Genomic DNA, 25,719 nt, shown 5'->3' with positions numbered 1-25,719 from the left:
TCGGTGGCCAGGCCGACGTCGGCCACCTCCTCGATCACCATGCGCGCCACCTGGTCGGGCGAGCCCTGGTGCAGGCTGACGTTGACCTTCGGGAAGCGCTTGCGCAGCTGCGCGATCGGCTCGGGCAGGAAGTAGCGCGCCTGGCTGTGCGTGGTCGCGATCGACAGCGTGCCGGCGTCCTGTTTGGAGAACTCCTCGCCGATGCGCTTGAGGTTGCCGACCTCGCGCATGATGATCTCGATCGATTTGAGCACCTGCTGGCCGGGTTCGGTGATCCGCCGAAGCCGCTTGCCGTGGCGGGCGAAGATGTCGACGCCGAGTTCGTCCTCCAGTTCGAGGATGGCCTTGGAGATGCCCGGCTGCGAGGTGAACAGCGCCTTGGCCGTCTCGGTCAGGTTCAGGTTCTGGCGGACCGCTTCCTGGACGAAGCGGAACTGGTGCAGGTTCATGTTCTCAGACCCCGTCGCCGGTGCGCAGCGCACAGCGCGCCATGGCCTCGATCACCGACTCCTCTTCACCGATGGTGGGGCGCAGGCTCCAGGTCACCTCCGGGTGCGCCTGCTGCAACTGCGCCATCAGGTTCGGCACGTCCTTGCGCACGTGGCCGCCCGCGCCGAGAAACAGCGGCAGCACCTCGACCCGTTCGCAGCCTTGGCCCACCAGCGCGGCGCCGGCCTCGACCAGCCCTGGCGACATGAACTCCAGGTAGGCCAGCGTCACGGCGACGCTGGGATCGGCGGCGCGAACCCGCCGGGCGATATCCTCGAAGGGCAGGGCCCAGCGCGGATCGCGCGCGCCATGAGCGAAGAGCAGAAGGCCACGTTTCATCGGTAGCGCACCAGCCAGCTGAAGGCGGCGAGGGAGACGAGGAGGAACAGCGCACTCGGCGCCGCGGCGGTGATCCAGGGGGTCCAGTCGCGCAGCAGCCCGAGGTGGCCGGCCATGTTGTTGAGCAGCACGAAACCGATGCCCAGCATGATGCCGGCGAAGACCTTGAGGCTGATGCCGCCGGCACGCGCGTGCAGGTAGGCGAAGGGCAGGGCGAGCGCCATCATCACCAGGCAGGCGAAGGGGTAGAGCGCGCGCTTCCAGAACTGGATCTCGTGCCGCTGCGCGGCCTGCTCGTTGTCCGACAGGTGGCCGATGTAGCGGAACAGCTCGATCGTCGACATGGTCGACAAGGGCAGCACTGCCGCGGCGACCACGCCGGCCGACAGCGAGCTCGGCCAGGCCAGGCTGGGCAGCTTCTCTTCGCTGGCCACCGCGCTGGATGGGTCGACGCCGGCGGCCCAGCGCGTCACGCGCACGTCGGCGAGCTGCCAGGTGTCGTCGTCGCCGACCTGGGCGCGAGCCGCGCCGATGCGGCGCACCAGCCGGCCATCGGCGTCGAACTCGAAGATGCGCACGTCCTGCAGCGTGCCGTCGGCGCCGGCCGCGCCGACGTTGACCGAGTAGCTGCGTTCGCCCTCGGGTGTCATCGCCTTGTCCTTCAGCCAGGCGCTGGCCGCTCCGATGCGCAGCTTGCCCTTGGCGCGCGCGTTCAGCTCGGTGGCATGGCGCTCGCTGAACGGCGCGACCCAGTCGCCGACCACGTAGGTGAGCAGCGCGAACAGCAGGCCCAGCTGTGCTAGCAGCGCCAGCGCCCGGCCCGGCCCCAGCCCGCCGGTGCGCAGGATGGTGTACTCGGACGACTGCGCCAGCCGCGCCAGCGCGTAGATCGTGCCAATCAGCACCGCGATCGGCATCAGCTCGTAGAGGTGACCCGGCGCCTGCAGCAGCGAGTAGGCCAGCGCGTGCAGCACGGTGTAGCCCTTGGCCACGTCGGCCAGTTCCTCGACGAAATCGATGAAGAAGAACAGCGACAGGAAGGCCACGGCGACGAAGGCCACCGAGCTGACGATGTCGCGGTAGAACAGCCGTCGGACGGTCTTCATGCGGCCGCTGTCCTGCGCATGAAGAAGCGGCGGTTGCCTTGTTCGCGCCACCACAGCAGCGCGACCGCGAGCAGGAAAGCGCCGCCATGGAACAGCGCCAGCGCGGCGCCCATGTCCAGCCGGCCGGCCGCCACCCAGGCCTGCGACAGGTTGATGGCGTTGTAGTAGACGACGAAGGTCAGCAGCGCGAACAGCAGGTTCCAGTTGCTCGCCCGCCGCGGATTGGCCGCCGACAGCGGGATCGCCAGCAACAGCAGGTTGGCGGCGCCCAGCAGCAGGCCGAGGCGCCAGGTGAGCTCGCCGAGGTTGCGCGGCGTGGGCTTGCGCAGCAGGTCGACGCTGGGCGTGGCCCGCGGCGGCAGCTCGTCGACGCGCGACAGCACGCGTTCGCCGACGAGGATGCGGTAACTCTCGAAGCGAGACAGCGTCATCTCGCCCGACTCGCGGTTCTCCTCGTTTCGCTGGCCGCGGTCGAGCACCAGGAAGCGGTCTTCGCCGTCGAGCTCGATGCGGCCGGTCTTTGCCGAGGTCACCGACTCGGCGTTTGGCGCGGTGGACAGGATGAACACGTTGCGGCCGGTGCGGCCGTCTTCCGAATCGCGGTCGATGAAGAAGACCCGCTTGCCGTCGCTGGAGGTCTGGAACTGGCCCGGGGCCACGCGCGAGAGGTCGGAGCGGCGCTCGAAGCGGTCCTTCAGGTCGTTGGCGCGCTGGTTTACCCAGGGCCACACGAACAGCGCCAGCGCGCCGATCACCAGCAGCACCGGCCAGCTGGTGCGCAGCACCGGGCGCACGAAGCGCGACAGACCCACCCCGCTGGCGAACCAGATGGTCATCTCGCTGTCGCGGTACATGCGGCCCAGCGTGGCCACCACCGACACGAACAGCGACAGCGCCAGCATCGTCGGCAGGTGGCCGAGCGCGGTGTAGCCGAGCAGCAGCACCACGTCCTGCGGCGACACGCGGCCCACCGCGGCCTGCCCGAGCGTGCGGATGAGGAACATCGTCAGCACGATGGTCAGGATGACCACCAGCGTGGCGCCGAAGCTTCTCGCCAGGTCGGCCCGCAGGGAGGAATCGAATAACATCGTGCGCTTCTCGAAACAGGCACGGATTATGGACTTTCGTCATCAGAGCGCTTCCCTCGATGCCCTGGCCTCGGTGGCCTGCGACGCGCTGCTCGTGGTCGTCGCCGGCGACAAGGCCGACGCCTCGCTGGACGCGGCGCTCAAGCGCATGCTGGACGAGGCCGTGGCGCACGGCGACTTCGAGCTCAAGCGCGGCAAGACGGTTTACCTGCACCGCCCGCAGGGCGTGAAGGCGGCGCGCGTGGTGTTCGCCGCCTGCGGCGCGGCCACGGCCAAGTCGGTCAAGGCAGCGTTCGCGGCGGGCTTCGCTGCGCTCAAGGGGGGCGGCGCCAAGCACGTCGCCGTGGCGCTGGCCGGCGCCGGCGAGGTGTCTGCCGCATTGGCCGAGGCCCTGGTCGCGGCGGTGAACGACACCACCTACGTCTACCGCCACACCAAGCCGAGCGCGCCGGCCGCCGGCGCCCTGGCCAAGGTGACGCTGCTGGCCGAGAAGGCAGCGGCCAAGGCTGTCAGCCAGGGCCTGGCGCACGGCCAGGCCATTGCCGCCGGCGTGACGCTGGCGCGCGAACTGGCCAATCGCCCGGGCAACCACTGCACGCCCACCTACCTGGGCGAGCAGGCGAAGAAGCTCGGCAAGGAGTTCGGCCTGAAGGTCGAGGTGATGGACCGCAAGGCGATCGAGAAGCTCGGCATGGGCTCCTTCCTCGCCGTGGCGCAAGGCTCGGCCGAGCCGCCGCGCTTCATCGTCGCCCAATACCACGGCGCGCCGAAGACGCAGGCGCCGGTGGTGCTGGTCGGCAAGGGCATCACCTTCGACACCGGCGGCATCTCGATCAAGCCGGCCGCCGAGATGGACGAGATGAAGTTCGACATGGGCGGCGCAGCCAGCGTGCTGGGCACGCTGCGCGCCGTGGCCGAGCTCAAGCCGAAGCTCAACCTCGTCGTGATCGTGCCGACCACCGAGAACATGCCGGGCGGCCGCGCGGTCAAGCCGGGCGACGTGGTCAGGAGCATGTCGGGCCAGACCATCGAGATCCTCAACACCGATGCCGAGGGCCGGCTGATCCTGTGCGACGCGCTGACCTACGCCGAGCGCTTCAAGCCGGCGTGCGTGGTCGACGTGGCCACGCTCACCGGTGCGTGCGTGATCGCGCTGGGCCACCACCACTCGGGCCTGTTCACCGCCGACGATCAGCTCGCCGCCGACCTGCTGGCCGCCAGCGCGGCTGCGCTCGACCCCTGCTGGCGCATGCCGCTGGACGAGGAGTACGACGAGGCGCTGAAGAGCAACTTCGCCGACATGGGCAACGTCGGAGGCCGCGCCGGCGGCGCCATCACGGCGGCAATGTTCCTGCGCAAGTTCACCGCCAAGTACCGCTGGGCGCATCTGGACATCGCCGGCACGGCCTGGAAATCCGGTGCCGCCAAGGGTGCCACCGGCCGGCCGGTGCCGCTGCTGACCCACTTCGTGCTCTCGCAGGCGGCCTGACGCGCCTGCGAGCCGACGCCGTCGCGATGACCCGGGTCAGCTTCCACTTCAACGTGCCGCACCGGCTCGACTACGCCTGCCGGCTGCTGCGCAAGGCGACCCGGCAGAACGCGCGCATCACCGTGATCGGGCCCACCCCGGTGCTGGCCGAACTCGACCGTGCGCTGTGGAGTTTCGAGCCCACCGAGTTCATCCCGCACGTGCTGCTGCGCGACGGCCAGGCGCTGCCCGAACGACTGGGCGCCACGCCGGTGTGCCTGGCCACGACGCTGGCTGGTGCTCCGCACCACGACGTGCTGCTCAACCTCGGTGCGGAGCCGCCGGCCGGCTTCGAGAGCTTCGAGCGGCTGATCGAGATCGTCTCGACCGACGACGATGATCGTGCCGCGGCGCGCTCGCGCTGGAAGCACTACGCCGCCCGCGGATATGCGATCGAGAAGCACGAGGTGCCGGCATGACGATGCGCCCTCCGCCACCAGCCCGCGTGCCGACACTCACCGAGGTGGTCAGCCTGCCGGAGGCACCGGGTGCCGCGAACGTGTCGCCGCCGGCGGCTTCGCCCACGGCGTTCGCGCGGACCGAACCCGCGCCGCTGGCGGCGGTGGAGCCGGTGGCGCCGCGGCCGCTGGACGAGGACGAGATCGTGCAGCGCGTGCTGGCCGACCTGCAGCGCCAGGTCGAGCTGATGCTCGAGGTCAAGCTGCGCGAGGCGCTGGCGCCGGCGTTGACCCGCGCCACCGACGCGCTGATGCGCGAAGCGCGCAACGAGCTGGCATCGACCTTGCGTGATGTCGTGGCTCGCGCCGTCTCTCAGGAAATCTCCCGTCATCGCGGGCGCTGACCCGCGCGTTGTGGCCGAAGCCTTCGGGGGTAATCGCAGGTTTCCCCTGAGGCAATTCGCTAGAGACGGTGTTTTTTTTGGAGTATCGTCTCGGCCGTTGAGAAAAACCCTCTCTTCCGAACGCTCTCAACTTTCCCCAACCGGAGGTCAATACATGCAAGTCAAATTCAATGCCGTGGTGGCTGCGGCCGCCCTGCTCATCGCAGGCACCGCGTCGGCTCAGGACATGGTCGTCAAGATCGGCCACGTCGGCCCCACCAGCGGTGGCATCGCCCACCTTGGCAAAGACAACGAGATGGGCGCACGCATGGCCATCGACGAGCTCAACGCCAAGGGCGTGACGATCGGCGGCAAGAAGGTCAAGTTCGAACTGCTCGCCGAAGACGACGCGGCCGACCCGAAGCAGGGCACCGCCGTGGCGCAGAAGCTGGTCGACTCCAAGGTCAACGGCGTGATCGGCCACCTGAACTCGGGCACCACCATCCCGGCCTCCAAGATCTACAGCGACGCCGGCATCCCGCAGATCTCGCCGTCGGCCACCAACCCGAAGTACACCCGCAACGGCTACAAGACCGCCTTCCGCGTCGTGGCCGATGACGTGCACCTCGGCGGCACGCTGGGCCGCTACGCGGTCAACACGCTCAAGGGCAAGTCGATCGCCGTGATCGACGACCGTACCGCCTACGGCCAGGGCGTGGCCGAGGAGTTCTCCAAGGCCGTGAAGGCCGCCGGCGGCAAGATCGCCGAGCAGCAGTTCACCACCGACAAGGCGACCGACTTCACCGCCATCCTGACCGCCATCAAGGCCAAGAACCCCGACGTGGTCTTCTACGGCGGCATGGACGCCGTGGCCGGCCCGATGATCCGCCAGATGAAGCAGCTGGGCATCAATGCCAAGTTCATGGGCGGCGACGGCATCTGCTCCGGCGAGCTGCCCAAGCTGGCCGCCGGTGCGATGGCCGACGACCAGGTGATCTGCGCCGAGGCCGGTGGCGTCGAAGGCGAGCAGAAGGCTGGCATGGACAAGTTCAAGGCCGACTTCAAGAAGAAGTTCAACGCCGACGTGCAGATCTATGCACCGTACGTCTACGACTCGGTGATGGTCATGGTCGACTCGATGGTCAAGGCCGGCTCCGCCGACCCGGCCAAGTACCTGCCGGTGCTGGCCAAGGCCAACTACAAGGGCGTGACCGGCACGATCGCCTTCGATCAGAAGGGCGACATCAAGAACGGCGCGCTGACCCTGTTCACCTACAAGGGTGGCCAGCGCCAGCAGATGGCCGTGGTTCGCTGACACGCGGGCTTCGCGCCAACGAACGACGGGGCGCCTTCGGGCGCCCCGTTTTTCGTTCAGCCTTGCATCGGCGTACCGTCGCGGCGGTACAGCTGCGCCAGGTGCGCCAGGCGCTGCGCGTGCTCGGGCCGTACCTGGCTCCAGGCGAAGCGCCATTGCCAGTAGCCCTCGCCCTTGCCCGGCCAGTTCATGCGGTGCTCGCCGGACAGGCCCAGCACGTCCTGCATCGGTTGCACCGCGGTGTCGGCCACGCTGGCGCAGGCGGCGCGGATCAGGTCCCAGTGGATGTCGCGGCCCTCGACACCGAGGTAGTCGCGCACGCGGTGCCGTTGACCCTCCGACATCGACGCCCACCAGCCCTGCGCGGTGTCGTTGTCGTGCGTGCCAGGGTAGACCACCGCGTCGACGTCGTGGTTGTGCGGCAGGTAGGCGTTGCCGCTGCCGCCGTCGAAGGCGAACTGCAGGATGCGCATGCCTGGGAAGGCGAACTTCCGGCGCAGGGCCACCACGTCGGGCGTGATCACGCCCAGGTCCTCGGCGATGATGGGCAGCGGGCCGAGCTCGCGCGCGATCGCCTTGAACAGCGCCTCGCCCGGGCCGGGCACCCAGCGGCCCTGGATGGCGGTCGCTTGGGCGGCCGGGATCTCCCAATGCGCCGCGAAGCCGCGGAAGTGGTCGATGCGGACGATGTCCACCAGCTCGAAGGTGCGCCGGATGCGTTGCACCCACCAGGCGAAGCCGTCGGCCGCGTGGGCGCTCCAGCGGTACAGCGGGTTGCCCCAGCGCTGGCCGGTGTCGCTGAAAGCGTCGGGCGGCACGCCGGCCACGACCGTGGGGCGCCCTTGCGCGTCGAGCTCGAACAGATCGGGCCGTGCCCAGACCTCGGCGCTCTGGTAGGCGATGAAGATCGGTGCGTCGCCGACGATTTCCACGCCCTTGCCGTTCGCATAGGCCTTCAGCGCCAGCCACTGGCGGAAGAAGCACCATTGGCAGAAGGTCCAGAAGGCGATGCGCTCGGCGTGCACCTCGCGCGCGGTGGCCAGCGCCACCGGGTTGCGTGAGGCCAGCGGTGCATCCCAGTCGCACCAGTCGCGCCAGCCGTGCCGCTCGGCCAGGGTCATGAACAGGGCGTGGTCCGGCAGCCAGTCGGCATGGCGTTCGACGAAGGCCTGGAGGTCGGCTCGCTGCTCGGCGCTGGCCTGTGCGGCGAAGCGCTGCGCCGCGCGCCCCAGCCGGTCCATGCGGAACGGCACCACCGCTGCGAAGTTGAGGCGTTGCTCGTCGATCCCGGCGGGCGGCCGCACTTCGTCGGCGGTCAGCCAGCCTTGCCGGTGAAGTTCCTCGAGGTCGATCAGCAGCACGTTGCCGGCGAACGCCGAGGTGCTCATGTAAGGCGAGTTGCCCGGCCCGATGCCGCCCAGCGGCAGGATCTGCCACAACTTCTGCCCGGCGGCGACCAGCCAGTCGACGAAGTGGTAGGCGGCTGCGCCGAAGTCGCCGGAGCCATGCGGCCCGGGCAGCGAGGTGGGATGCAGCAGCACGCCGCTGGTGCGGGGAAAACGCATGGGCAGGCCTCGGGTCTAGAGAACGATGTCGTGGCCGAGCGCGGCGAAGAGCAGCAGGCTGCGGCCGGGCAGCGGGTAGAGCACCTCGCCCTGGCCCGTCCAGGCTGCCTCGCCGCGCGGGTGGCTGCTGTCCAGCAGCGCCTGCCAGGCGCCGCCGGGCAGCATGAAGTCGATGGCGGCCGCGTCGCCGTTGACCAGCAGCAGCAGGGGCACGCGCGAACGGCCGGGCCGCCCGATCAGGCAGCCGAACACGCGGCCGTCGGGGCGGCGCCAGTCGTCGCCGTGCAGTTCGCTGCCGTCCACACGCAGCCAGGTGACGTCGGCCAGGCCGAGGCGGTCGGGCAGGCCGTCGTACCAGCGGTTGGCGAAGGGAAGGGCCTGGCGGCGCAGCGACAACAGCCGTGTGGTAAACGCAATCAGGTCTTCGTCGGCACGGGCCCAATCCAGCCACGAGGTCGGGTTGTCCTGGCAATAGGCGTTGTTGTTGCCTTGCTGGCTGCGGCCGAGTTCGTCCCCCGCGGCGAGCATCGGCGTGCCTTGCGACAGCAGCGTGCTGGCCAGCAACGCGCGGGCCACCCGCCGGCGGGTGGCGTTGATGGCCGGGTCGTCGGTCGGCCCCTCGACTCCGAAGTTGCCCGACAGGTTGTGGCCGTGGCCATCGCGGTTGTGTTCGCCGTTGGCCTCGTTGTGCCTGTGCGCATGGCTGACCAGGTCGGCCAGCGTGAAGCCGTCGTGCGAGACCACGTAGTTCACCGATTCGGCCGGCGCGCGGTGACGCGGCTGGAAGATGTCGGACGAGGCTGCCAGGCGCTGCGCGAACTCGCCGCGCGTGCGGCTGCCCTCGATCCAGAAGGCGCGCATGCTGTCGCGGAAGCGGTCGTTCCACTCCAGCCAGCCGCTGGGAAAGCCGCCGAGCTGGTAGCCGCCGGGGCCGACGTCCCAGGGCTCGGCAATCATCTTCAGTCGCGACAGCAGCGGATCCTGGGCCAGCGCGGTGAAGAAGGGCGCTTGCCGGTCGAAGCCATGGTCGCCGCGGCCGAGCACCGGCGCGAGGTCGAATCGGAAGCCGTCGACGCCCATCTCGCCGGCCCAGTAGCGCAGGCTGTCGAGCACCAGCTGCAGCACGCGCGGGTGGCGCAGGTCCAGCGTGTTGCCGCAGCCGGTGTGGTTCTCATAAGCCCCCTTGTGGTCGGGCGGCAGGCGGTAGTAGCTGGCGTTGTCCAGGCCGCGGAAGCTGATCGTCGGGCCGTTCTCGTCGGATTCGGCGGTGTGGTTGTAGACCACGTCGAGGATGACCTCCAGGCCATGCTCGTGCAGCCGCTGCACCATGGCGCGGAACTCCTCGCGCGGCGACGCACCGCCGGCTGCGCTGGCCAGGCCGGCATCCGGGCAGAAGAAGCCGATCGTGTTGTAGCCCCAGTAGTTGGCCAAGCCGAGGCCGACGAGGCGCCGCTCGTCGAGATGCTGGTGCACCGGCAGCAGGCACAGCGAGGTGACGCCCAGGCGCTGGAAGTGCGCGATGGCGGCGTCGCTGGCCAGGCCGGCGAACGTGCCGCGCAGTTCGTCGGGAACGCCCGGGTGCTGCTGCGTGAAGCCCTTGACGTGGAGTTCGTACAGGACCGTCCGATCCAGCGGAATGTGCGGATGCACCGGCCGTGCGGTGGCGGAGCGCGCGTCGATCACGCGCGCCTTCAGCGCCTGCGCGGCGTTGTCGCGCAGGTCCATGTCGCCGGCGTGTTGCGCGTCGGCGCCGAAGTGCTCGGCGCGCCACTCGAAGCGCCCGACGATCTCTCGCGCATACGGGTCGAGCAGCAGCTTGTGCGGGTTGAAGCGGTGGCCGCGGTCGGGCCGCCACGGGCCGTGGGCTCGCAGCCCGTACACCAGCCCCGGGCCTGCGCCGGGCAGGTAGCCGTGCCACACGTCCTGCGTGCGTGCGGGCAGGGTGATGCACCGCGTCTCCTGCCGCCCGCTGTCGTCGAAGACGCAGAAATCGATGCGCTGGGCGTGCGCCGAGAACACGGCGATGTTGATGCCGTGGCCGTCCCAGTGCACGCCCAGGGGCCAGGGGTGGCCGCGTTCCATCTCAGAGGTCACGCGTGAAGAACACGGTGGCCAGCGGCGGCAGGTCGAGCAGCACCGACTGCGGGCGCCCGTGGCAGGGCACCGGCTCGCTGGCGGCGGCGCCGTACGGGCAGCCGACGTTGCTGCCGCCGTAATGCTCGGAGTCGGTGTTCAGCCGCTCGCGCCAGGTGCCCGCGGCGGGCACGCCGAGACGGTAGCCGCGCTGCACGGTCGGCGTGAAGTTGCTCACCACCACCACCTCCGAGCGGCGATCGCGGCTGCGCCGCACGAAGCTCAGCACCGAGCGCTGCGCATCGTCGTGATCGATCCACTCGAAGCCGGCGCCGTCGAAGTCGCAGTCGAACAGGGCGGGTGTGCCGCGGTAGAAGCGGTTGAGGTCGTGCACCAGGCGCTGGATGCCGGCGTGCGCGCGGTCGGCGAGCAGGTGCCAGTCGAGGCTCTGGTCGTGGTTCCATTCGCGCTCCTGAGCGAACTCGCCGCCCATGAAGAGCAGCTTCTTGCCCGGGTGGCCCCACATGAAGCCGTAGTAGGCGCGCAGGTTGGCGAACTTCTGCCAGCGGTCGCCCGGCATCTTGCCCAGCAGCGAGCCCTTGCCGTGCACCACCTCGTCGTGCGAGAGCGGCAGCACGAAGTTCTCGTTGAAGGCGTAGATCAGGCCGAAGGTCATCTCGCCGTGGTGGAACTGGCGGTGGATGGGGTCCCGCGCCATGTACTTCAGCGTGTCGTGCATCCAGCCCATGTTCCACTTGTAGTGGAAGCCCAGGCCGCCGAGGTAGGTGGGGCGCGACACCGCCGGGAAGGCGGTCGATTCCTCGGCCAGCGTGATGGCCTGCGGCCGCTCGCTGCCCACCACCTCGTTCATGCGCTTGAGGAAGGAGATGGCCTCGAGGTTCTCGCGCCCGCCGTGCACGTTGGGCACCCATTCGCCGGCCTGGCGGCTGTAGTCGCGGTAGAGCATCGAGGCCACCGCGTCGACGCGCAGCCCGTCCACGCCGTAGCGCTCCAGCCAGTACAGCGCGTTGCCGACCAGGAAGTTGCGCACCTCCGTGCGGCCGAGGTTGTAGATCAGCGTGTTCCAGTCCTGGTGGAAGCCTTCGCGCGGATCGGCGTACTCGTACAGATGAGTGCCGTCGAAGCGCGCCAGTCCGTGCGCGTCGGTCGGGAAGTGCGCGGGCACCCAGTCGAGGATCAGCCCGAGTCCTTCGGCATGGCAGCGGTCGACGAAGCGACGGAAGCCCTCCGGGCTGCCGAACCGCGAGGTCGGCGAATACAGGCCGATCGGCTGGTAGCCCCACGAACCGTCGAAGGGGTGCTCGGAGACAGGCAGCAGCTCGAGGTGGGTGAAGCCCATCTCGCGCGCATAGGGCACCAGCGTGGCGGCGAGCTCGTCCCAGTTCAGCCAGCGGTTGCCGTCCTCCGGCTTGCGCCGCCACGAGCCCAGGTGCACCTCATAGATGCTGACCGGCGCCTCCAGCGCGTTGGCGCGGCGCCGCGCCTCGGCGGCGGGCACCACGCCCGGCAGCTGCGATACCACGCTGGCCGTCGCCGGCCGCAGCTCGGAGGCCAGCGCGTACGGGTCGGCCTTGAGCGGCAGCAGTTCGCCCTCGCGCGAGACGATCTCGTACTTGTAGCGCGCGCCGGCGGCCACACCGGGGAGGAAGATCTCCCACACGCCGCACTCGCGGCGCAGCCGCATCGGGTGCCGTCGGCCGTCCCAGGCGTTGAAGTCGCCGACCACGCTGACCCGCGCCGCGTTCGGCGCCCACACCGCGAAGGCGGTGCCTTCCACGCCGTCGATCTCGCGCTGGGTGGCGCCGAGCACCTCGAAAGGGCGCAGGTGCGTGCCTTCGCCCATCAGCCAGACGTCCATCTCGCCGAGCACGGGCCCGAAGCGGTAGGGATCGTCGATCAGCGCGTTGCTGCCGTCGCTCCAGCGCACCTGCAGCCGGTACCCCTGCGCCGGCGCGGCCGGCAGCGCCGCCGCGGACAGGCCGGCGACGTGCAGCAGCAGCAAGGGCGCGAGCGCCCCACCCCAGCCCGCCGCGACCGCCCCCACGTGCGTGGCGCCGGGCAGGAAGGCGCGCAGCCAGACCCGCCCGTCGGCGTCGGCATGCGGGCCCAGCACGGCGAAAGGATCGCCGTGCTGGGCGTGGCGGATCAGCTCGATCTCGTGGTCGTTCAGCATCGGCGTCGATGGTAGCAACGGCGTGCCCGCTGCTGCCCTCACGGCGCCGGCGTCATGCCCCAGATCTGCTGCGCGTACTCGCGGATCGTGCGGTCGGACGAGAAGGCGCCCATGCCGGCCACGTTGGCGATCGCCTTGCTGGCCCATTCGCCGCCCTGGCGGTACAGCGCGTCCACGCGCAGCTGCGTCTCGACGTACGAGCCGAAGTCGGCCAGCAGCAGGTAGTGGTCGCCGCCCCACAGCAGCGAATCGACCAGGCCGCGGTAGCGCCCGGGTTCGTCGGGCGAGAAGGTTCCGTGCGCGATCGCATCGAGCACGTTCTTCAGCTGCGGGTTGCCTTCGTACCAGCGCATCGGCTGGTAGCCGCCGGCGCGCAGCGAGACCACCTCGGGCGTCTTCAGGCCGAAGATGAAGATGTTGTCGTCGCCCACGTGCTGGCGGATCTCGATGTTGGCGCCGTCGTCGGTGCCGATGGTCAGCGCCCCGTTGAGTGCCAGCTTCATGTTGCCGGTGCCCGAGGCCTCGGTGCCGGCGGTGGAGATCTGCTCGGAGAGGTCGGCGCCGGGCATGATCACCTCGGCCACCGAGACGCCGTAGTTCGGCACGAACACCACCTTGAGCAGCCCGGCCACGCGCGCATCGCGGTTGATCACGCTGCCGACGTCGTGGATCAGCCGGATGATGTTCTTCGCCGTGGCGTACGAGGAAGCGGCCTTGCCGGCGAAGATCACCGTGCGCGGCACCCAGCCTGCGCCGGGGTGGGCCAGGATGGCCTGGTAGCGCGCCACCACGTGCAGCACGTTGAGCAGCTGCCGCTTGTACTCGTGGATGCGCTTGACCTGCACGTCGAACAGGCTGGCCGGGTCGACCGCGATGCCGGTGGTGCGGGCGATGTGCTCGGCCAGCCGCGCCTTGTTGGCGCGCTTGACGGCCATGAACTCATCGCGGAAGGCGGCGTTGCCGCGCTGGTCGCGCAGCGCCTGCAGCTGGTCGAGGTCGAGCCGCCAGGTCGTGCCGATCGTGCGGTCGAGCAGGCCGGCCAGGCCCGGGTTGGCCTGAGCCAGCCAGCGGCGCGGCGTCACGCCGTTGGTCATGTTCGTGAAGCGCTCGGGCCACAGTGCCGCGAAGTCGGCGAAGATGGTCTTGACCAGCAGCTCGGAGTGCAGCGCCGACACGCCGTTGACCTTGTGGCTGCCGACGATGGACAGGTGGGCCATGCGCACGCGGCGCTCGCCGTTCTCCTCGATCAGCGACAGGCGCGCGAGGAAGCCGTGGTCGCCAGGGCGCTGCGCGGCGGCGAAGTCGAGGAACTCCTGGTTGATGCGGAAGATGATCTCCAGGTGCCGTGGCAGCACGTGCTGCATCAGCGCCACCGGCCAGGTCTCCAGCGCCTCGGGCATGAGCGTGTGGTTGGTGTAGGAGAACACCCTCTGCGTGATGCCCCAGGCCTGTGGCCAGGGCATGTCGTGCTCGTCGCACAGCACGCGCATCAGCTCGGCCACCGCGATCGCCGGATGGGTGTCGTTCAGGTGCATCGCCACCTTGTCGGCCAGGTTGGCCAGCGTGCCGTACTCCTCGACATGGCGGCCGAGGATGTCCTGCACCGAGGCGGCGACGAAGAAGTACTCCTGGCGCAGGCGCAGCTCGCGCCCGGCCGGCGTACTGTCGTTCGGGTAGAGCACCCAGGAGATGTTCTCGTACTCGTTCTTCACGCCGGCCGCGCGGGCGTAGTCGCCGGTGTTGAAGGCGTGCAGGTCGATGTGGGCCGGCGCCACCGCCTTCCACAACCGCAGCGTGCTGACCTTCTCGGTGCCGTGGCCGGGCACGACCATGTCGTAGGCCTTGGCCGCCACCTCGCCGGCCGGCCGCCACACCGCCTTGCCCGCCTGGTGCTCGACCCAGCCGCCGAAGCGCACCGGGTACGCGATGCCGGCACGCGGGAATTCCCACGGCGTGCCGTCGGCCAGCCACGGATCGGGGTACTCGACCTGGCAGCCGTGCTGGATGTCCTGCGCGAACATGCCGTACTCGTAGCGGATGCCGTAGCCGAAGGAGGGCAGGCCGAGCGTGGCCATCGAGTCGAGGAAGCAGGCGGCCAGGCGGCCCAGGCCGCCGTTGCCGAGCGCGGCGTCGGGCTCGCGGTCGGCGATCTCCTCGAGCCTGTGGGCATGCTGCTGCACGGCCGCGGCAGCGCCTTCGGCCAGGCCCAGGGCGGCGAGTGCGTTGCCCATGGTGCGGCCGATCAGGAACTCCATCGAGAGGTAGTAGACGCGGCGGGCCTGGCTCTCGCGCTCGCGGGCCTGCGTGGCCACCCAGCGCCGCGAGAGCTGCTCGCGCGCCACCTGGGCGACGGCCTGCATCAGATCGGTGGTGCCGGCCTGGGCGGGGGCGACGCCGACGGTCTGCAGCAGGTGGGTGTCGACGGCGGCGGTGAGGGCGGAGGGGGAAGGTGTGCTCGTGTCCACAGGAATCCTTTGGTCGTTCGACACCGCTCGTGGCGGCGCCGGCCGGATGGCGGGTGCGCAGTGTCCATGCCCGTCCGAGGGGCGTCAACCGAGGGCAAAGTGCAAGTTCCGAGCCCGCGGCATCCCGGTGCTCGCGCTGGGTTACCACTGAATTCGACGTAGTGACAGCGACTCCATGCGCCGGGCTTGGGCATGAGCACCGTCATGGCGTGCCGGCCGCCGCGCGGTTACCCTGAATTACGGCGAAACAACAGCCGCTTCATGCCGATCGATGTCCTGCGAGAAGGATGAAGTGCGCGCCGCGTTGTTGCGTCGATGCCGAAAGCGCCGATGATCGCGGTGCGCCGCGCGCGGCGGTTGCCAACGACAACGAAGCAGGAGATGTCCCGATGAAGCCGAACGATCTTGCGCTCAGCCTCGATCTGCCCAAGCGCACCGTGGCGCTGGTACTGGCCGGAGGCCGCGGCAGCCGGCTGAAGAACCTCACCGACCGCCGCGCCAAGCCGGCGGTCTACTTTGGAGGCAAGTTCCGCATCATCGATTTCGCGCTGTCGAACTGCCTGAACTCCGGCATCCGCCGCATCGGTGTGATCACGCAGTACAAGAGCCACAGCCTGATGCGCCACCTGCAGCGCGGCTGGGCCTTCCTGAAGAGCGAGATGAACGAGTTCGTCGACCTGATGCCGGCGCAGCAGCGTGTCGACGAGGAGAGCTGGTACCGCGGCACGGCCGACGCGGTCTACCAGAACCAGGACATCCTCGCGAGCTATGGCGCCGACTACATCGTCATCCTCGCAGGCGACCACGTCTACAAGATGAACTACGCGCTGATGCTGGCCGACCACGTGGCCAAGGGGCGCGACTGCACGGTGGGATGCATCGAGGTGGCCCAGGCCGAAGCCACGGCCTTCGGCGTGATGGCGGTCGACGACAAGAACCTGATCACCGACTTCGTCGAAAAGCCGGCGGATCCGCCGTGCATCCCGGGCAAGCCGGGGCGCACGCTGGCCAGCATGGGCATCTACGTGTTCAACGCGCGCTACCTCTACAAGGAGCTGGAGCGCGACATCAACGACCCGAATTCGAACCACGACTTCGGCAAGGACATCATCCCCGCCGCGGTGCGCAGCGGCCGCGCGGCGGCCCACCCCTTCGACCTCAGTGCGGTGGGCACTCGGCTGAACGAGGAGCCGTACTGGCGCGACGTCGGCACCATCGACGCCTACTGGGACGCCAACATCGACCTCACCGCCACCGACCCGCTGCTGAACCTGTACGACACCCGCTGGCCGATCTGGACCTACCAGCCGCAGCTGCCGCCGGCCAAGTTCGTGCACAACCAGGACGATCGCCGCGGCATGGCCATCGAGTCGATGGTCTCCGGCGGCTGCATCGTGTCCGGCCATGTGTTCCGCTCGGTGCTGTTCTCCAGCGTGCGGGTGCACTCGTTTTCCATGGTCAACTGGGCGGTGCTGCTGCCCGGCGTGCAGGTCGGCCGCGGCGCGCGGCTCACGCGTGTGGTGGTCGACCGCGGTTGCGTCATCCCCGACGGCATGGTGATCGGCGAGGATGCGGCGGCCGACGCCGCGCGCTTCTATCGCACCGACAATGGCATCACGCTCGTCACGCGCGAGATGATCGCCAAGCTCGAGGAAACCTGATCGATGAGAGTGCTGCATGCCGCCGCCGAGGTCTTCCCGCTGGTCAAGACCGGTGGGCTGGCCGACGTGGTCGGCGCGCTGCCGCGGGCGCTGGTGCGGCAGGGCGCCGACGTGCGCCTGGTGCTGCCCGGCTACCCGGCGATCGTCGACGCGGTGCTGCACCAGAAGACCGTCGTCGAGCTCGGGCCGCTGTTCGGCGCCGGCCGCGTGATGCTCCGCCTGGGCACCATGCCGTACAGCCACGTGAAGGCCTACGTCGTCGATGCACCATGGCTGTATCGCCGCGCCGGCGGGCCCTACCAGGCGGCCGACGGCAGCGAGTGGCCCGACAACCTGCAGCGCTTCGCGCTGCTCGGCTGGATGGCGGCACACCTCGCCGCCGGCGAACTGGATCCCGACTGGATGCCCGACGTGCTGCACGCGCACGACTGGCACGCGGCGCTGGCCTGCGCCTACATGTCGGCCCACCCGGGCACCACGGCGGCCTCGGTGTTCACCGTGCACAACCTGGCCTACCAGGGCCTGTTCTCGCCGCACGACTTCGCGCAGCTGGGCCTGCCGCTGCACTTCATGCAGTCGCACGGCGTCGAGTTCCACGGCCAGCTGTCGTTCATGAAGGCGGGGCTCAAGTACGCGCGGCGCGTCACCACCGTCAGCCCGAACTACGCGCGCGAGATCGCCACCCACGAGTTCGGCTGCGGGCTGGACGGCGTGATCCGCAGCCGTGGCGGCGACGTCAGCGGCATCCTCAACGGCGTCGACGGCGAGGTCTGGAACCCGGCCACCGACAGCGGCCTCGCCGCCCGCTACTCGGCGGCCGATCTAGCCGGCAAGCCGCGCAACAAGGCCGCGCTGCAGAAGGAGATGGGCCTGGCGGCCAAGCCGGGCGTGCCGCTGTTCGGCGTGGTCAGCCGGTTGACGGCGCAGAAGGGGCTGGATCTGGTGCTCGCCGCCTTGCCGGCGCTGCTGCGGCAGGGTGCGCAGCTGGTGGTGCAGGGCAGCGGCGATCCGGTGCTGGAGGCGGCGTTCTCGGCCGCGGCCCATGCGCACCCGGGCCAGGTGGCGGTACGGGTCGGCTACGACGAGAGCCTGGCCCACCGCCTCATCGCCGGTGCCGACGTGATCCTGGTGCCCTCGCGCTTCGAGCCCTGTGGCCTGACCCAGCTGTACGGCCTGCGCTACGGCACGCTGCCGCTGGTGCGGCGTGTCGGGGGGCTGGCCGACACGGTGGTCGATGCGGACGAGGGCGCCCTGCGCGAAGGGCGCGCCACCGGCTTCGCCTTCGACGCCGCCACGCCGGCGGCGCTGGAGGCGGCGATCGAGCGGGCGCTGGCCCTGTATGCGCAGCCGCAGCGCTGGCGCGCCCTGATGCTCAGCGCGATGGCGCAGGACTTCTCCTGGGACGGCGCGGCCGATCGGTACCTCGGCCTCTATCGGAGCCTGCTCTCGCCGCGTGAATAAATCACGCGGCGTATCAAAACGTAAACGGTGCCCCGCGGCCGCGGGCTGAACGAGATCGCCGCAGCTGCCTACAGTGGCTGCATGAGTCACAGACGTTCAGATTTCAAACCCTCGCAGGTCTACGACTGGGAGGTCGAGCCGCACGACGAGCGGCCCAGCGAGTTCGCCCAGAGCACCGGCTACCGGGTGCACTCGGGCTTCTACGTGGCGCCGGTGGTCACGGCGCGCCGGCACGGCAACGGTGTGATGGTCTGGTTGATGGCCGGCGGCGTGGCCGGCCTCGCGATCGCTGGGCTGCTGGTGCTGGTGAAGATGCTGCGCGGCTGAGCGAGGATCACACCCACAGCGCCGAAGTCGAAGCCATCGCCGGACGGCGGAAAGCCGATGCTGGCGTGGCCGCCTTGAAGTAGCCGCGGTCGAGGTCGGCGCAGATCGCCGCGAACCAGGCCGAGCCCGGGCCCGCCGCGTAGACGCGGATCTCGCCGGTGGAACGCCGCCGCAGGGAGACGATGCCGCCGGCCAGGCCGAGCAGCTGGCTGATGCCGGAATGGGCATCTTCCTCGATCTCGAAGTCGCGCGCGTCGAGCCCGCGTGCGGCCAGCAGGCGCTGCACGGTGAATTGCTTGTCGCCAGTGGGGCCTTGGATCATGCGTGCCATGCGTTGCTCCGTCGTCGGTGGCCCTCGCGGGCCGATGCGACGGATTCTTCGCGGAGGCACGGGCCGCGCCCATCCCCACGGAGTGGGTGTGATCCTAGGGGGCCGAGGCCGCCCGCTGGCGGATGTACTGGGCCTCGAAGGCCCGCTTGGCGCGGATGTAGTGGTTGGCGCAGGCCAGCGTGGCGGTATCGGCGCAGCCCGGTGGTTTGCGGTAGCTGGCGGCGAACGCTTCTTCCATGCGCTGGGTGTCGTTCAACTGGGCGCGGCGGGCTTCCTCGGCCAGGCGCTGTTCCTCGCGCAGCTTTTCGACGCGAGCGCGCTCCTCTTCGGCCGCCGCTCGCTGCCGCTCGGCCGCCGCGCGCTGCTCGGCCTCGAGCTGCTCCTGGCGCTCGCGTGCGATGCGCTCGATCTCTTCCTGCGTGGCACGCGCATTCGCCTCGGCGGTGACGCGCGCGTTCCACTTCACGTAGGCCGCCGCGATGGCGGTGGCGATCAGCACGCCGAGGATCACGGCGATCGCGAACTGCAGCGGCAGCGGCACGCTGATGCCCTCCCAGCCGCGCTTGCGCTTGGGCACGTAGGGCATGCGCTTGAACGGCGTTGCCGCGGCGATGGGCACGGGCTTGGACGGCTCGGTGCGCGGGCCCGCGTCGGCCGGCTGCGGCTCGGTGGGGGCGGCGTCTGCGGGCTTGTCGCTCATCGCCCGGAGTCTAAGTCGGCCGGCCCGGCTTCGAACGGCTGGTTGCCGTCCAAACGCAACAAGCTGCGAACGTCCTCGCTGCGGCCATGCAGCCAGAGGTCGACGTCCTCGAACGCCACCGGGATCACCGAACGCTTGTCCTGTGCGTCGGGCGGCAACTTGGGGTCGGGCTTGTGCATGCGCCGCATCAGGGGATGATGGTCGGCGTTGACGGTGAGCATGGTGTAGCTCTCCACCAGTTCGCCCGTGGACCGGTCGACCCAGGTGTTCCACAGGCCGGCCAGCCCCCAGGGTTCGCCGTCGGCGCGGCGAAAGCGCCACCAGACGTTGCGGCCGCTCTCCCAGTTCGGCTCGTCGAAGCTGACGGCCGGGATGATGCAGCGCCGACCATGGCGCCACGAGTCCTTGAACGTGGCCTTGTTCGCCATCTCCTCGCTGCGTGCGTTGCAGGTGGAGTAGGTCAGCTTGGGCGATTTCGCGAACCAGGGCACCAGGCCCCACTGGCCGATCACCAGCTCACGCGCCGGCTCGCTGCTGTCGCGTGCGGCGCGGATGAAGGCGCCCGGGCGTTGCGGAAAGACCTCCGCGCCTTGCCACGGCGTGTGGCGGCCGATGTGCCAGGCGCGCTCGATGGCGGCGGCTTCGGGTGAGACGTAGCGGGTGCACATGCGGCCGCGAGGGTCAGCCGGTGCGGTGCGAGGGCGTGCGGGGTGGCGGAGAGAGCGGGATTCGAACCCGCGGTGGGCTGTTAACCCACACACGCTTTCCAGGCGTGCGACTTAAACCACTCATCCATCTCTCCGGAGCCCGCGAGTTTAGCCGATCGCCTCAGCTCGCCGTGCCACCCTTGGCCTTGAGCAGCGCCATGGCCGTGCCGATCAGCGCAGAGACCTCGGTCATGTTGCCCGGCACGATCATCGTGTTGTTCTTCTGCGCGAGCTGACCATAGGCATCGACCGCCTTCTCGGCCACCTTGAGCTGCACCGCCTGCTCGCCGCCGGGCGACTGGATGGCCGCGGCGATCTTGCGAATGGCATCGGCCGTGGCGTCGGCCACCGCGGTGATGGCCGCGGCCTCGCCCTGCGCCTTGTTGATCTCGGCCTGGCGCTCGCCCTCGGAGCGGGCGATCGAGGCCTCGCGTTCGCCGGTGGCGATGTTGATCTGCTCCTGCTTGCGGCCTTCCGAGGCCGCGATCAACGCACGCTTCTCGCGCTCGGCGGTGATCTGCGCCTGCATCGCGCGCAGGATCTCGGCCGGCGGCGTCAGGTCCTTGATCTCGTAGCGCAGCACCTTCACGCCCCAGTTGGAAGCCGCGTCGTCCAGCGCGCTGATCACCGAGGCGTTGATCGCGTCGCGCTCCTCGAAGGTCTTGTCGAGTTCCATCTTGCCGATCACCGAGCGCAGCAGGGTCTGCGCGAGCTGGGTGATGGCGATCACGTAGTTGCTCGAGCCGTAGCTCGCGCGCATCGGGTCGGTCACCTGGAAGTAGATGATCCCGTCGACCTGCAGCTGCGTGTTGTCCTTGGTGATGCAGACCTGGCTGGGCACGTCCAGCGGCACCTCCTTCAGCGAATGCTTGTAGGCCACCCGCTCGATGAAGGGCACGACGAACTTGAGGCCCGGCGTCAGGGTGCGGTCGTACTTGCCCAGCCGCTCGACCACCCAGGCGTGCTGCTGCGGGACGATCTTGAAGGTGCGGACGATGAAGATGCCGGCGATGACGGCGAGGACGAGCGCGATTTCCATGGTGGCGTCCGGTCAGTGTTGAGTTTCAGTTCGTGGGCGAAGAGGGTGCCAGCACCAGCCAGTTGCCCTCGACGGCGGCCACGCGGTGTTCGCCCGCGACGCGAGCGGCACCCGGCGCCAGGCGGGCTGTCCACTGCGTACCGCGGTAGTTCACGCGTGCGGTGCCGTCGCTGCCCCAGGCCTCGACCTGTACGCGCTCGCCGATGTCGAGGTTGACGTCGCGGTTGAGCTCCGGCGGTGCCGAGCGCGGATGGCTCGCCCGCTTCCAGTGCCACAGCGCCGTGGCCGCGGCACCCACCAGCGCGGCGGCGGTCACCTGCCAGGTGGCCGACAGGCCCGCATGGGCGGCGACCGCTCCGGCCCCCAGGCCGAGCGCGATCATCAGCAGGTAGAAGGTGCCAGTGGCCAGTTCAGCGGCCACCGCGATGCCGGCGGCGACCCACCACAGCGTGGCGGCGGACAGGGTCATGCATTGCTCCTCGAAGCCTGATCGGGCGCAGTGTACGGTCACGGGCAGGCCCTACACTTCGCGCTCTTCGCTTTCCACCGCCCCGAGGCCCGACATGCTGCGCTTCCGCTTCCCGATCGTCATCATCGACGAGGACTACCGCTCCGAGAATGCCTCCGGCCTGGGCATCCGCGCGCTGGCGCAGGCCATCGAGAAGGAAGGCTTCGAGGTGCTCGGTGCCACCAGCTACGGCGACCTGAGCCAGTTCGCGCAGCAGCAGAGCCGCGCCAGCGCCTTCATCCTGTCGATCGACGACGAGGAGTTCACCGCCGGCCCGGACCTGGACCCGGCGGTGGTCAACCTGCGCAAATTCATCAGCGAGATCCGCTTCCGCAACGCCGAGATCCCGATCTACCTGTACGGCGAGACGCGCACCTCGCAGCACCTGCCCAACGACATCCTGCGCGAGCTGCACGGCTTCATCCACATGTTCGAGGACACGCCGGAGTTCGTGGCGCGCCACATCATCCGCGAGGCGAAGAGCTACCTCGACGGCCTGGCTCCGCCGTTCTTCCGCGCGCTGGTCGACTACGCCCAGGACGGCTCCTACTCCTGGCACTGCCCGGGCCACAGCGGCGGCGTGGCCTTCCTGAAGAGCCCGGTGGGCCGCATGTTCCACCAGTTCTTCGGCGAGAACATGCTGCGCGCCGACGTCTGCAACGCGGTCGACGAGCTCGGCCAGCTGCTCGACCACACCGGCCCGGTGGCGGCCTCGGAGCGCAATGCGGCGCGCATCTTCAACGCCGACCACTGCTTCTTCGTCACCAACGGCACCAGCACCAGCAACAAGATGGTCTGGCACCACGCGGTGGCGCCGGGCGACGTAGTGGTGGTCGACCGCAACTGCCACAAGTCGATCCTCCACTCGATCATCATGACCGGCGCGGTGCCGGTGTTCCTGCCGCCCACGCGCAACCACTACGGCATCATCGGGCCGATCCCCGAGCGCGAGTTCACGCCCGAGGCCATCAAGCGCAAGATCGCCGCCAACCCGCTGCTGACCGGCGTCGACCCCGACAAGGTCAAGCCGCGCATCCTCACGCTCACGCAGAGCACCTACGACGGCGTGCTCTACAACACCGAGACGATCAAGCACTCGCTGGACGGCTACATCGACACGCTGCACTTCGACGAGGCCTGGCTGCCGCACGCCGCCTTCCACAAGTTCTACGGCAGCTTCCACGCGATGGGCAGGAACCGCCCGCGTCCGAAGGACCAGCTGGTGTTCGCGACCCAGTCCACCCACAAGCTGCTGGCCGGCCTGAGCCAGGCCTCGCAGGTGCTGGTGCAGGATTCGCCCGGCCGCAAGCTCGACCGGCACCTCTTCAACGAGGCCTACCTGATGCACACGTCCACCAGCCCGCAGTACGCGATCATCGCCAGCTGCGACGTGGCCGCGGCGATGATGGAGACGCCGGGCGGCACGGCGCTGGTGGAGGAGAGCATCCTCGAGGCGCTGGACTTCCGCCGCGCGATGCGCAAGGTCGAGAAGGACTACGGCAACAAGGACTGGTGGTTCAAGGTCTGGGGCCCGGACAAGCTGGCTTCGTCGGGCATCGGCACGAGCTCCGACTGGATGCTCAAGGCCGGCGAGAAGTGGCACGGCTTCGGCGACCTGGCCGAAGGCTTCAACCTGCTCGACCCGATCAAGAGCACCATCATCACGCCGGGCCTGGACGTGACCGGCAAGTTCGCCAAGACCGGCATCCCGGCGTCCATCGTCACCAAGTTCCTCGCCGAGCACGGCGTGGTGGTCGAGAAGACGGGGCTCTACTCGTTCTTCATCATGTTCACCATCGGCATCACCAAGGGCCGCTGGAACACGCTGCTGACCGCGCTGCAGCAGTTCAAGGACGACTACGCCCGAAACCAGCCGATGTGGAAGATCCTGCCGGAGTTCTGCGCCGAGCAGCCGCGCTACGAGCGCATGGGCTTGCGCGACCTGTGCCAGAGCATCCACGAGATGTATGCCAAGGGTGACATCGCGCGGCTGACCACGGAGATGTACCTGTCCGACCTGCAACCGGCGATGAAGCCGAGCGACGCCTATGCCAAGATCGCGCACCGCCACACCGAGCGTGTGGAGGTCGACGCGCTGGAAGGCCGCATCACCACCGCGCTGCTGACGCCGTACCCGCCGGGCATCCCGCTGCTGATCCCGGGCGAGCGCTTCAACCGCAAGATCGTCGACTACCTGAAGTTCACGCGCGAGTTCAACGCCGCCTTCCCGGGCTTCGCGACCGACGTGCACGGCCTGGTCGGCGACGACGACGCACCGGCGGGAGCACCGAAGCGCTACTACGTCGACTGCGTCAAGGATTGAGCGCCGGCCCGGCCGTCAGGCGATGTGCGAGATCAGCACGCCGGGAGCCGGCTGCTGCTGGCCTTCGGCCGACGCCGGCTGACCCGGCAGGGCCACCGGGGTCGTCAGCGCGCTGACCCCGGCCCGCCGCACCGCCAGGCCCACCGAGAGCATGTCCACCACCAGCAGGTGGAGGATGCGAGAGATCATCGAGACGAAGGTGGTCACGTCCTCGCTGTGCTCGACCGGAATGCACACCGTCGAGCGGCGCGCCAGCGGCGACTGCCCCGCGGTGACCGAGATCACCGCCGCGCCACGCTCCACCGCCAGGCCGGCCGCACGCGCGAGTTCCGGCGGCTGGCCGGAACTGGAGACGAACACCGCCACGTCTTCCGGGCCGAGCAGCTCGGAGGCCATCGACAGCATCGAGGCGTCGGTGTGCGCCACCGACGGAATGCGGAAGCGGAACAGCTTGTGCTGCGCATCCAGCGCCACCACCGCCGAGTTGCCCATCGCGTAGAACTCGACGCGCTTGGCCCGGCGCAGCAGCTCGATGGCGCGGTCCACCGCCTCGACGTTGAGCGATTCGCGGAAATGCATGATCGCCGAGATGGTGTTGTCCAGCACCTTGGCGCACAGGTCGCCGGTGCTGTCCTGGCGGCGCACCTGGCTGCGCTGCACCGGCAGCGTGCCGGTCAGGCCCGAACCCAGCTTGAGCTTGAAGTCGGCCAGGCCCTGGAAGCCCAGCGAGCGGCAGAAGCGGATCACCGTCGGCTGGCTCACCTCGGCGCCCTGCGCGATCAGCGCGATCGGGTCGTTCAGCGCGGTGCGCGGGTTGTCGAGCACGAAGTTGGCCACGCGCCGCTCGGCCGGCGAGAGCGATTCGCGCGCCGAGCGCACGCGCTCGAGCAGCGGATTGGCGCCTTCCTGGTCGGGCACGTGGTCGGCCAGCAGCGAGCTCACGCCGTGGAAGGCCGGGTTTTCCGCCGTCAGCACGTAGGTGGGGATGCGCGCCACGTAGTTGCTGAAGCGCCCCTTGGCCTCGAAGCGGGCGCGGAAGGGCGAGCGGTCGAACAATCCGCCCAGGCGCGGCACGATGCCGCCGCCGACGTAGATGCCGCCGGTGGCGCCCAGCGTCAGCGCCAGGTCCGAGGCCATCGAGCCGAGCATGCCGCAGAAGCACTCCACGGTCTCGGCGCACACCGTGTCGCTGCCGGCCAGCGCACGCCGCACGATCTCGGCGGTGCCCAGGTGCAGCTCGGCACCCGCACGGCCCTGTGCGAGCGCCTGGTAGATCAGCTCCAGCCCGGGGCCGGAGAGCAGGCGCTCGGCCGAGACGCGCGGCATCGTCTTCCAGGCGAACTGCAGGATGCGCAGCTCTCGATCGTCGCTCGGCGCGAAATTGACGTGGCCGCCCTCGGTGGCCAGCGTCACCCATCGGTCACCGCTGGGGATGAGGCCCGAGACGCCCAGGCCGGTGCCCGGCCCGATCAGGCCGATCACGCCGTTGCCCTGCGGATCGCCACCACCCACCTGGTGGCGGCCCTCTGCGCCGAGCCGCGGGAGCGACATCGCCAGCGCTGTGAAGTTGTTCACCACCAGCAGCGTGGTCAGGTCGAGCTGGCGCTGCGCCTCCTGGATCGAGAAGGCCCAGTCGCGGTTGGTCATGCGCACCCAGTCGCCTTCGATCGGGTTGGCGATGGCCACTGCGCCATGCCGCGGCTTGATGCCGGCGGGGAG

Annotated in this window: 22 protein-coding genes and 1 tRNA gene; 8 read left to right on the top strand and 15 right to left on the bottom strand. The window is 69.5% G+C overall.

Features of this window, described 5'->3' with window-relative positions; translation table 11 throughout:
- The 4 genes from AB7U92_RS03320 to lptF form a co-directional block, all read right to left on the bottom strand.
- A partial coding sequence (locus tag AB7U92_RS03320) for a LysR substrate-binding domain-containing protein (RefSeq protein ID WP_428574720.1) occupies nt 1-449 on the bottom strand: 449 nt, incomplete at its 3' end.
- A 4-nt stretch (nt 450-453) separates the two neighbouring features.
- Nucleotides 454-828 (bottom strand): sirohydrochlorin chelatase, encoded by a 375-nt coding sequence (locus AB7U92_RS03315; protein ID WP_428574718.1) that lies wholly within the window; start codon nt 826-828, stop codon nt 454-456.
- Nucleotides 825-1,934 carry an LPS export ABC transporter permease LptG gene (gene lptG, locus AB7U92_RS03310; RefSeq protein WP_428574716.1) on the bottom strand — a complete coding sequence of 370 codons (1,110 nt, stop codon included), beginning with the start codon at nt 1,932-1,934 and terminating at the stop codon, nt 825-827. The genes AB7U92_RS03315 and lptG overlap by 4 nt, the downstream gene beginning before the upstream one ends.
- Nucleotides 1,931-3,022 carry an LPS export ABC transporter permease LptF gene (lptF, locus tag AB7U92_RS03305; RefSeq protein ID WP_428574714.1) on the bottom strand — a complete coding sequence of 364 codons (1,092 nt, stop codon included), beginning with the start codon at nt 3,020-3,022 and terminating at the stop codon, nt 1,931-1,933. Before lptF ends, lptG begins: the two co-directional genes overlap by 4 nt.
- Nucleotides 3,023-3,050: 28 nt before the next feature.
- Between lptF and AB7U92_RS03300 the strand changes: the two genes are divergently transcribed.
- The 4 genes from AB7U92_RS03300 to AB7U92_RS03285 all read left to right on the top strand — a co-directional run bounded on the left by AB7U92_RS03300 (nt 3,051) and on the right by AB7U92_RS03285 (nt 6,646).
- On the top strand, nt 3,051-4,511 hold the full coding sequence (locus tag AB7U92_RS03300) for a leucyl aminopeptidase (protein WP_428574712.1): 1,461 nt from the start codon (nt 3,051-3,053) through the stop codon (nt 4,509-4,511).
- Nucleotides 4,512-4,537: 26 nt separating this feature from the next.
- Nucleotides 4,538-4,969: a DNA polymerase III subunit chi gene (locus AB7U92_RS03295; protein ID WP_428574710.1), complete on the top strand. Its 432-nt coding sequence runs from the start codon at nt 4,538-4,540 to the stop codon at nt 4,967-4,969.
- Nucleotides 4,966-5,352, top strand: coding sequence for a hypothetical protein (locus tag AB7U92_RS03290; protein WP_428574708.1), 387 nt, complete (start codon nt 4,966-4,968; stop codon nt 5,350-5,352). Before AB7U92_RS03295 ends, AB7U92_RS03290 begins: the two co-directional genes overlap by 4 nt.
- A 154-nt stretch (nt 5,353-5,506) precedes the next feature.
- Nucleotides 5,507-6,646: a branched-chain amino acid ABC transporter substrate-binding protein gene (locus AB7U92_RS03285; RefSeq protein ID WP_428574706.1), complete on the top strand. Its 1,140-nt coding sequence runs from the start codon at nt 5,507-5,509 to the stop codon at nt 6,644-6,646.
- A gap of 56 nt (nt 6,647-6,702) precedes the next feature.
- Here AB7U92_RS03285 and malQ read toward each other — a convergent pair whose 3' ends face one another.
- Genes malQ through AB7U92_RS03265 form a run of 4 tightly spaced genes read right to left on the bottom strand, consistent with a single transcriptional unit; the run spans nt 6,703 to nt 14,943 of the window.
- Nucleotides 6,703-8,211, bottom strand: a complete 1,509-nt coding sequence (gene malQ, locus AB7U92_RS03280; protein ID WP_428574704.1) for a 4-alpha-glucanotransferase — start codon at nt 8,209-8,211, stop codon at nt 6,703-6,705.
- Nucleotides 8,212-8,226: 15 nt separating this feature from the next.
- Complete coding sequence (gene glgX, locus AB7U92_RS03275) at nt 8,227-10,293, bottom strand: glycogen debranching protein GlgX (RefSeq protein ID WP_428574702.1); 2,067 nt, start codon at nt 10,291-10,293, stop codon at nt 8,227-8,229.
- A 1-nt stretch (nt 10,294) separates the two neighbouring features.
- Nucleotides 10,295-12,478, bottom strand: a complete 2,184-nt coding sequence (gene glgB, locus AB7U92_RS03270; protein ID WP_428574700.1) for a 1,4-alpha-glucan branching protein GlgB — start codon at nt 12,476-12,478, stop codon at nt 10,295-10,297.
- 38 nt (nt 12,479-12,516) lie between these two features.
- Nucleotides 12,517-14,943 (bottom strand): glycogen/starch/alpha-glucan phosphorylase, encoded by a 2,427-nt coding sequence (locus AB7U92_RS03265; protein WP_428574698.1) that lies wholly within the window; start codon nt 14,941-14,943, stop codon nt 12,517-12,519.
- A 389-nt stretch (nt 14,944-15,332) separates the two neighbouring features.
- Between AB7U92_RS03265 and glgC the strand changes: the two genes are divergently transcribed.
- The 3 genes from glgC (at nt 15,333) to AB7U92_RS03250 (ending at nt 18,392) form a co-directional block, all read left to right on the top strand.
- Nucleotides 15,333-16,604 carry a glucose-1-phosphate adenylyltransferase gene (glgC, locus tag AB7U92_RS03260; RefSeq protein WP_428574696.1) on the top strand — a complete coding sequence of 424 codons (1,272 nt, stop codon included), beginning with the start codon at nt 15,333-15,335 and terminating at the stop codon, nt 16,602-16,604.
- Between the two features lie 3 nt (nt 16,605-16,607).
- The gene (gene glgA / locus AB7U92_RS03255; protein WP_428574694.1) at nt 16,608-18,065 is read left to right on the top strand and encodes a glycogen synthase GlgA; all 1,458 of its coding nucleotides are present in this window, start codon (nt 16,608-16,610) and stop codon (nt 18,063-18,065) included.
- 81 nt (nt 18,066-18,146) lie between these two features.
- Nucleotides 18,147-18,392, top strand: coding sequence for a hypothetical protein (locus AB7U92_RS03250; protein ID WP_428574692.1), 246 nt, complete (start codon nt 18,147-18,149; stop codon nt 18,390-18,392).
- A gap of 7 nt (nt 18,393-18,399) precedes the next feature.
- On the opposite strand, the gene AB7U92_RS03245 is transcribed toward AB7U92_RS03250, so the two are convergent.
- The 6 genes from AB7U92_RS03245 to AB7U92_RS03220 form a co-directional block, all read right to left on the bottom strand.
- Nucleotides 18,400-18,723, bottom strand: a complete 324-nt coding sequence (locus AB7U92_RS03245) for a hypothetical protein (RefSeq protein WP_428574690.1) — start codon at nt 18,721-18,723, stop codon at nt 18,400-18,402.
- Nucleotides 18,724-18,817: 94 nt separating this feature from the next.
- Nucleotides 18,818-19,423 carry a hypothetical protein gene (locus AB7U92_RS03240; RefSeq protein ID WP_428574688.1) on the bottom strand — a complete coding sequence of 202 codons (606 nt, stop codon included), beginning with the start codon at nt 19,421-19,423 and terminating at the stop codon, nt 18,818-18,820.
- Nucleotides 19,420-20,091: an SOS response-associated peptidase gene (locus tag AB7U92_RS03235; RefSeq protein ID WP_428574686.1), complete on the bottom strand. Its 672-nt coding sequence runs from the start codon at nt 20,089-20,091 to the stop codon at nt 19,420-19,422. The genes AB7U92_RS03240 and AB7U92_RS03235 overlap by 4 nt, the downstream gene beginning before the upstream one ends.
- 43 nt (nt 20,092-20,134) lie before the next feature.
- Nucleotides 20,135-20,225: transfer RNA gene (locus tag AB7U92_RS03230), tRNA-Ser, on the bottom strand.
- Nucleotides 20,226-20,251: 26 nt separating this feature from the next.
- Complete coding sequence (locus AB7U92_RS03225) at nt 20,252-21,169, bottom strand: SPFH domain-containing protein (RefSeq protein ID WP_428574684.1); 918 nt, start codon at nt 21,167-21,169, stop codon at nt 20,252-20,254.
- A 25-nt stretch (nt 21,170-21,194) separates the two neighbouring features.
- Nucleotides 21,195-21,638, bottom strand: coding sequence for an NfeD family protein (locus tag AB7U92_RS03220; protein WP_428574682.1), 444 nt, complete (start codon nt 21,636-21,638; stop codon nt 21,195-21,197).
- Between the two features lie 94 nt (nt 21,639-21,732).
- Here AB7U92_RS03220 and AB7U92_RS03215 point away from each other — a divergent pair, with 94 nt between their 5' ends.
- Nucleotides 21,733-24,000 carry an Orn/Lys/Arg decarboxylase N-terminal domain-containing protein gene (locus AB7U92_RS03215; RefSeq protein ID WP_428574680.1) on the top strand — a complete coding sequence of 756 codons (2,268 nt, stop codon included), beginning with the start codon at nt 21,733-21,735 and terminating at the stop codon, nt 23,998-24,000.
- 15 nt (nt 24,001-24,015) lie between these two features.
- On the opposite strand, the gene glk is transcribed toward AB7U92_RS03215, so the two are convergent.
- Nucleotides 24,016-25,719 (bottom strand): glucokinase (gene glk, locus AB7U92_RS03210; RefSeq protein WP_428574678.1); only part of this gene is annotated, 1,704 nt, incomplete at its 5' end.

This window comes from Piscinibacter sp., from assembly GCF_050175855.1.
GTDB lineage: Bacteria > Pseudomonadota > Gammaproteobacteria > Burkholderiales > Burkholderiaceae_C > Piscinibacter.
Note: the sequence above shows the minus strand (reverse complement) of the source record. Positions and strands in the feature narration are given on the sequence as shown.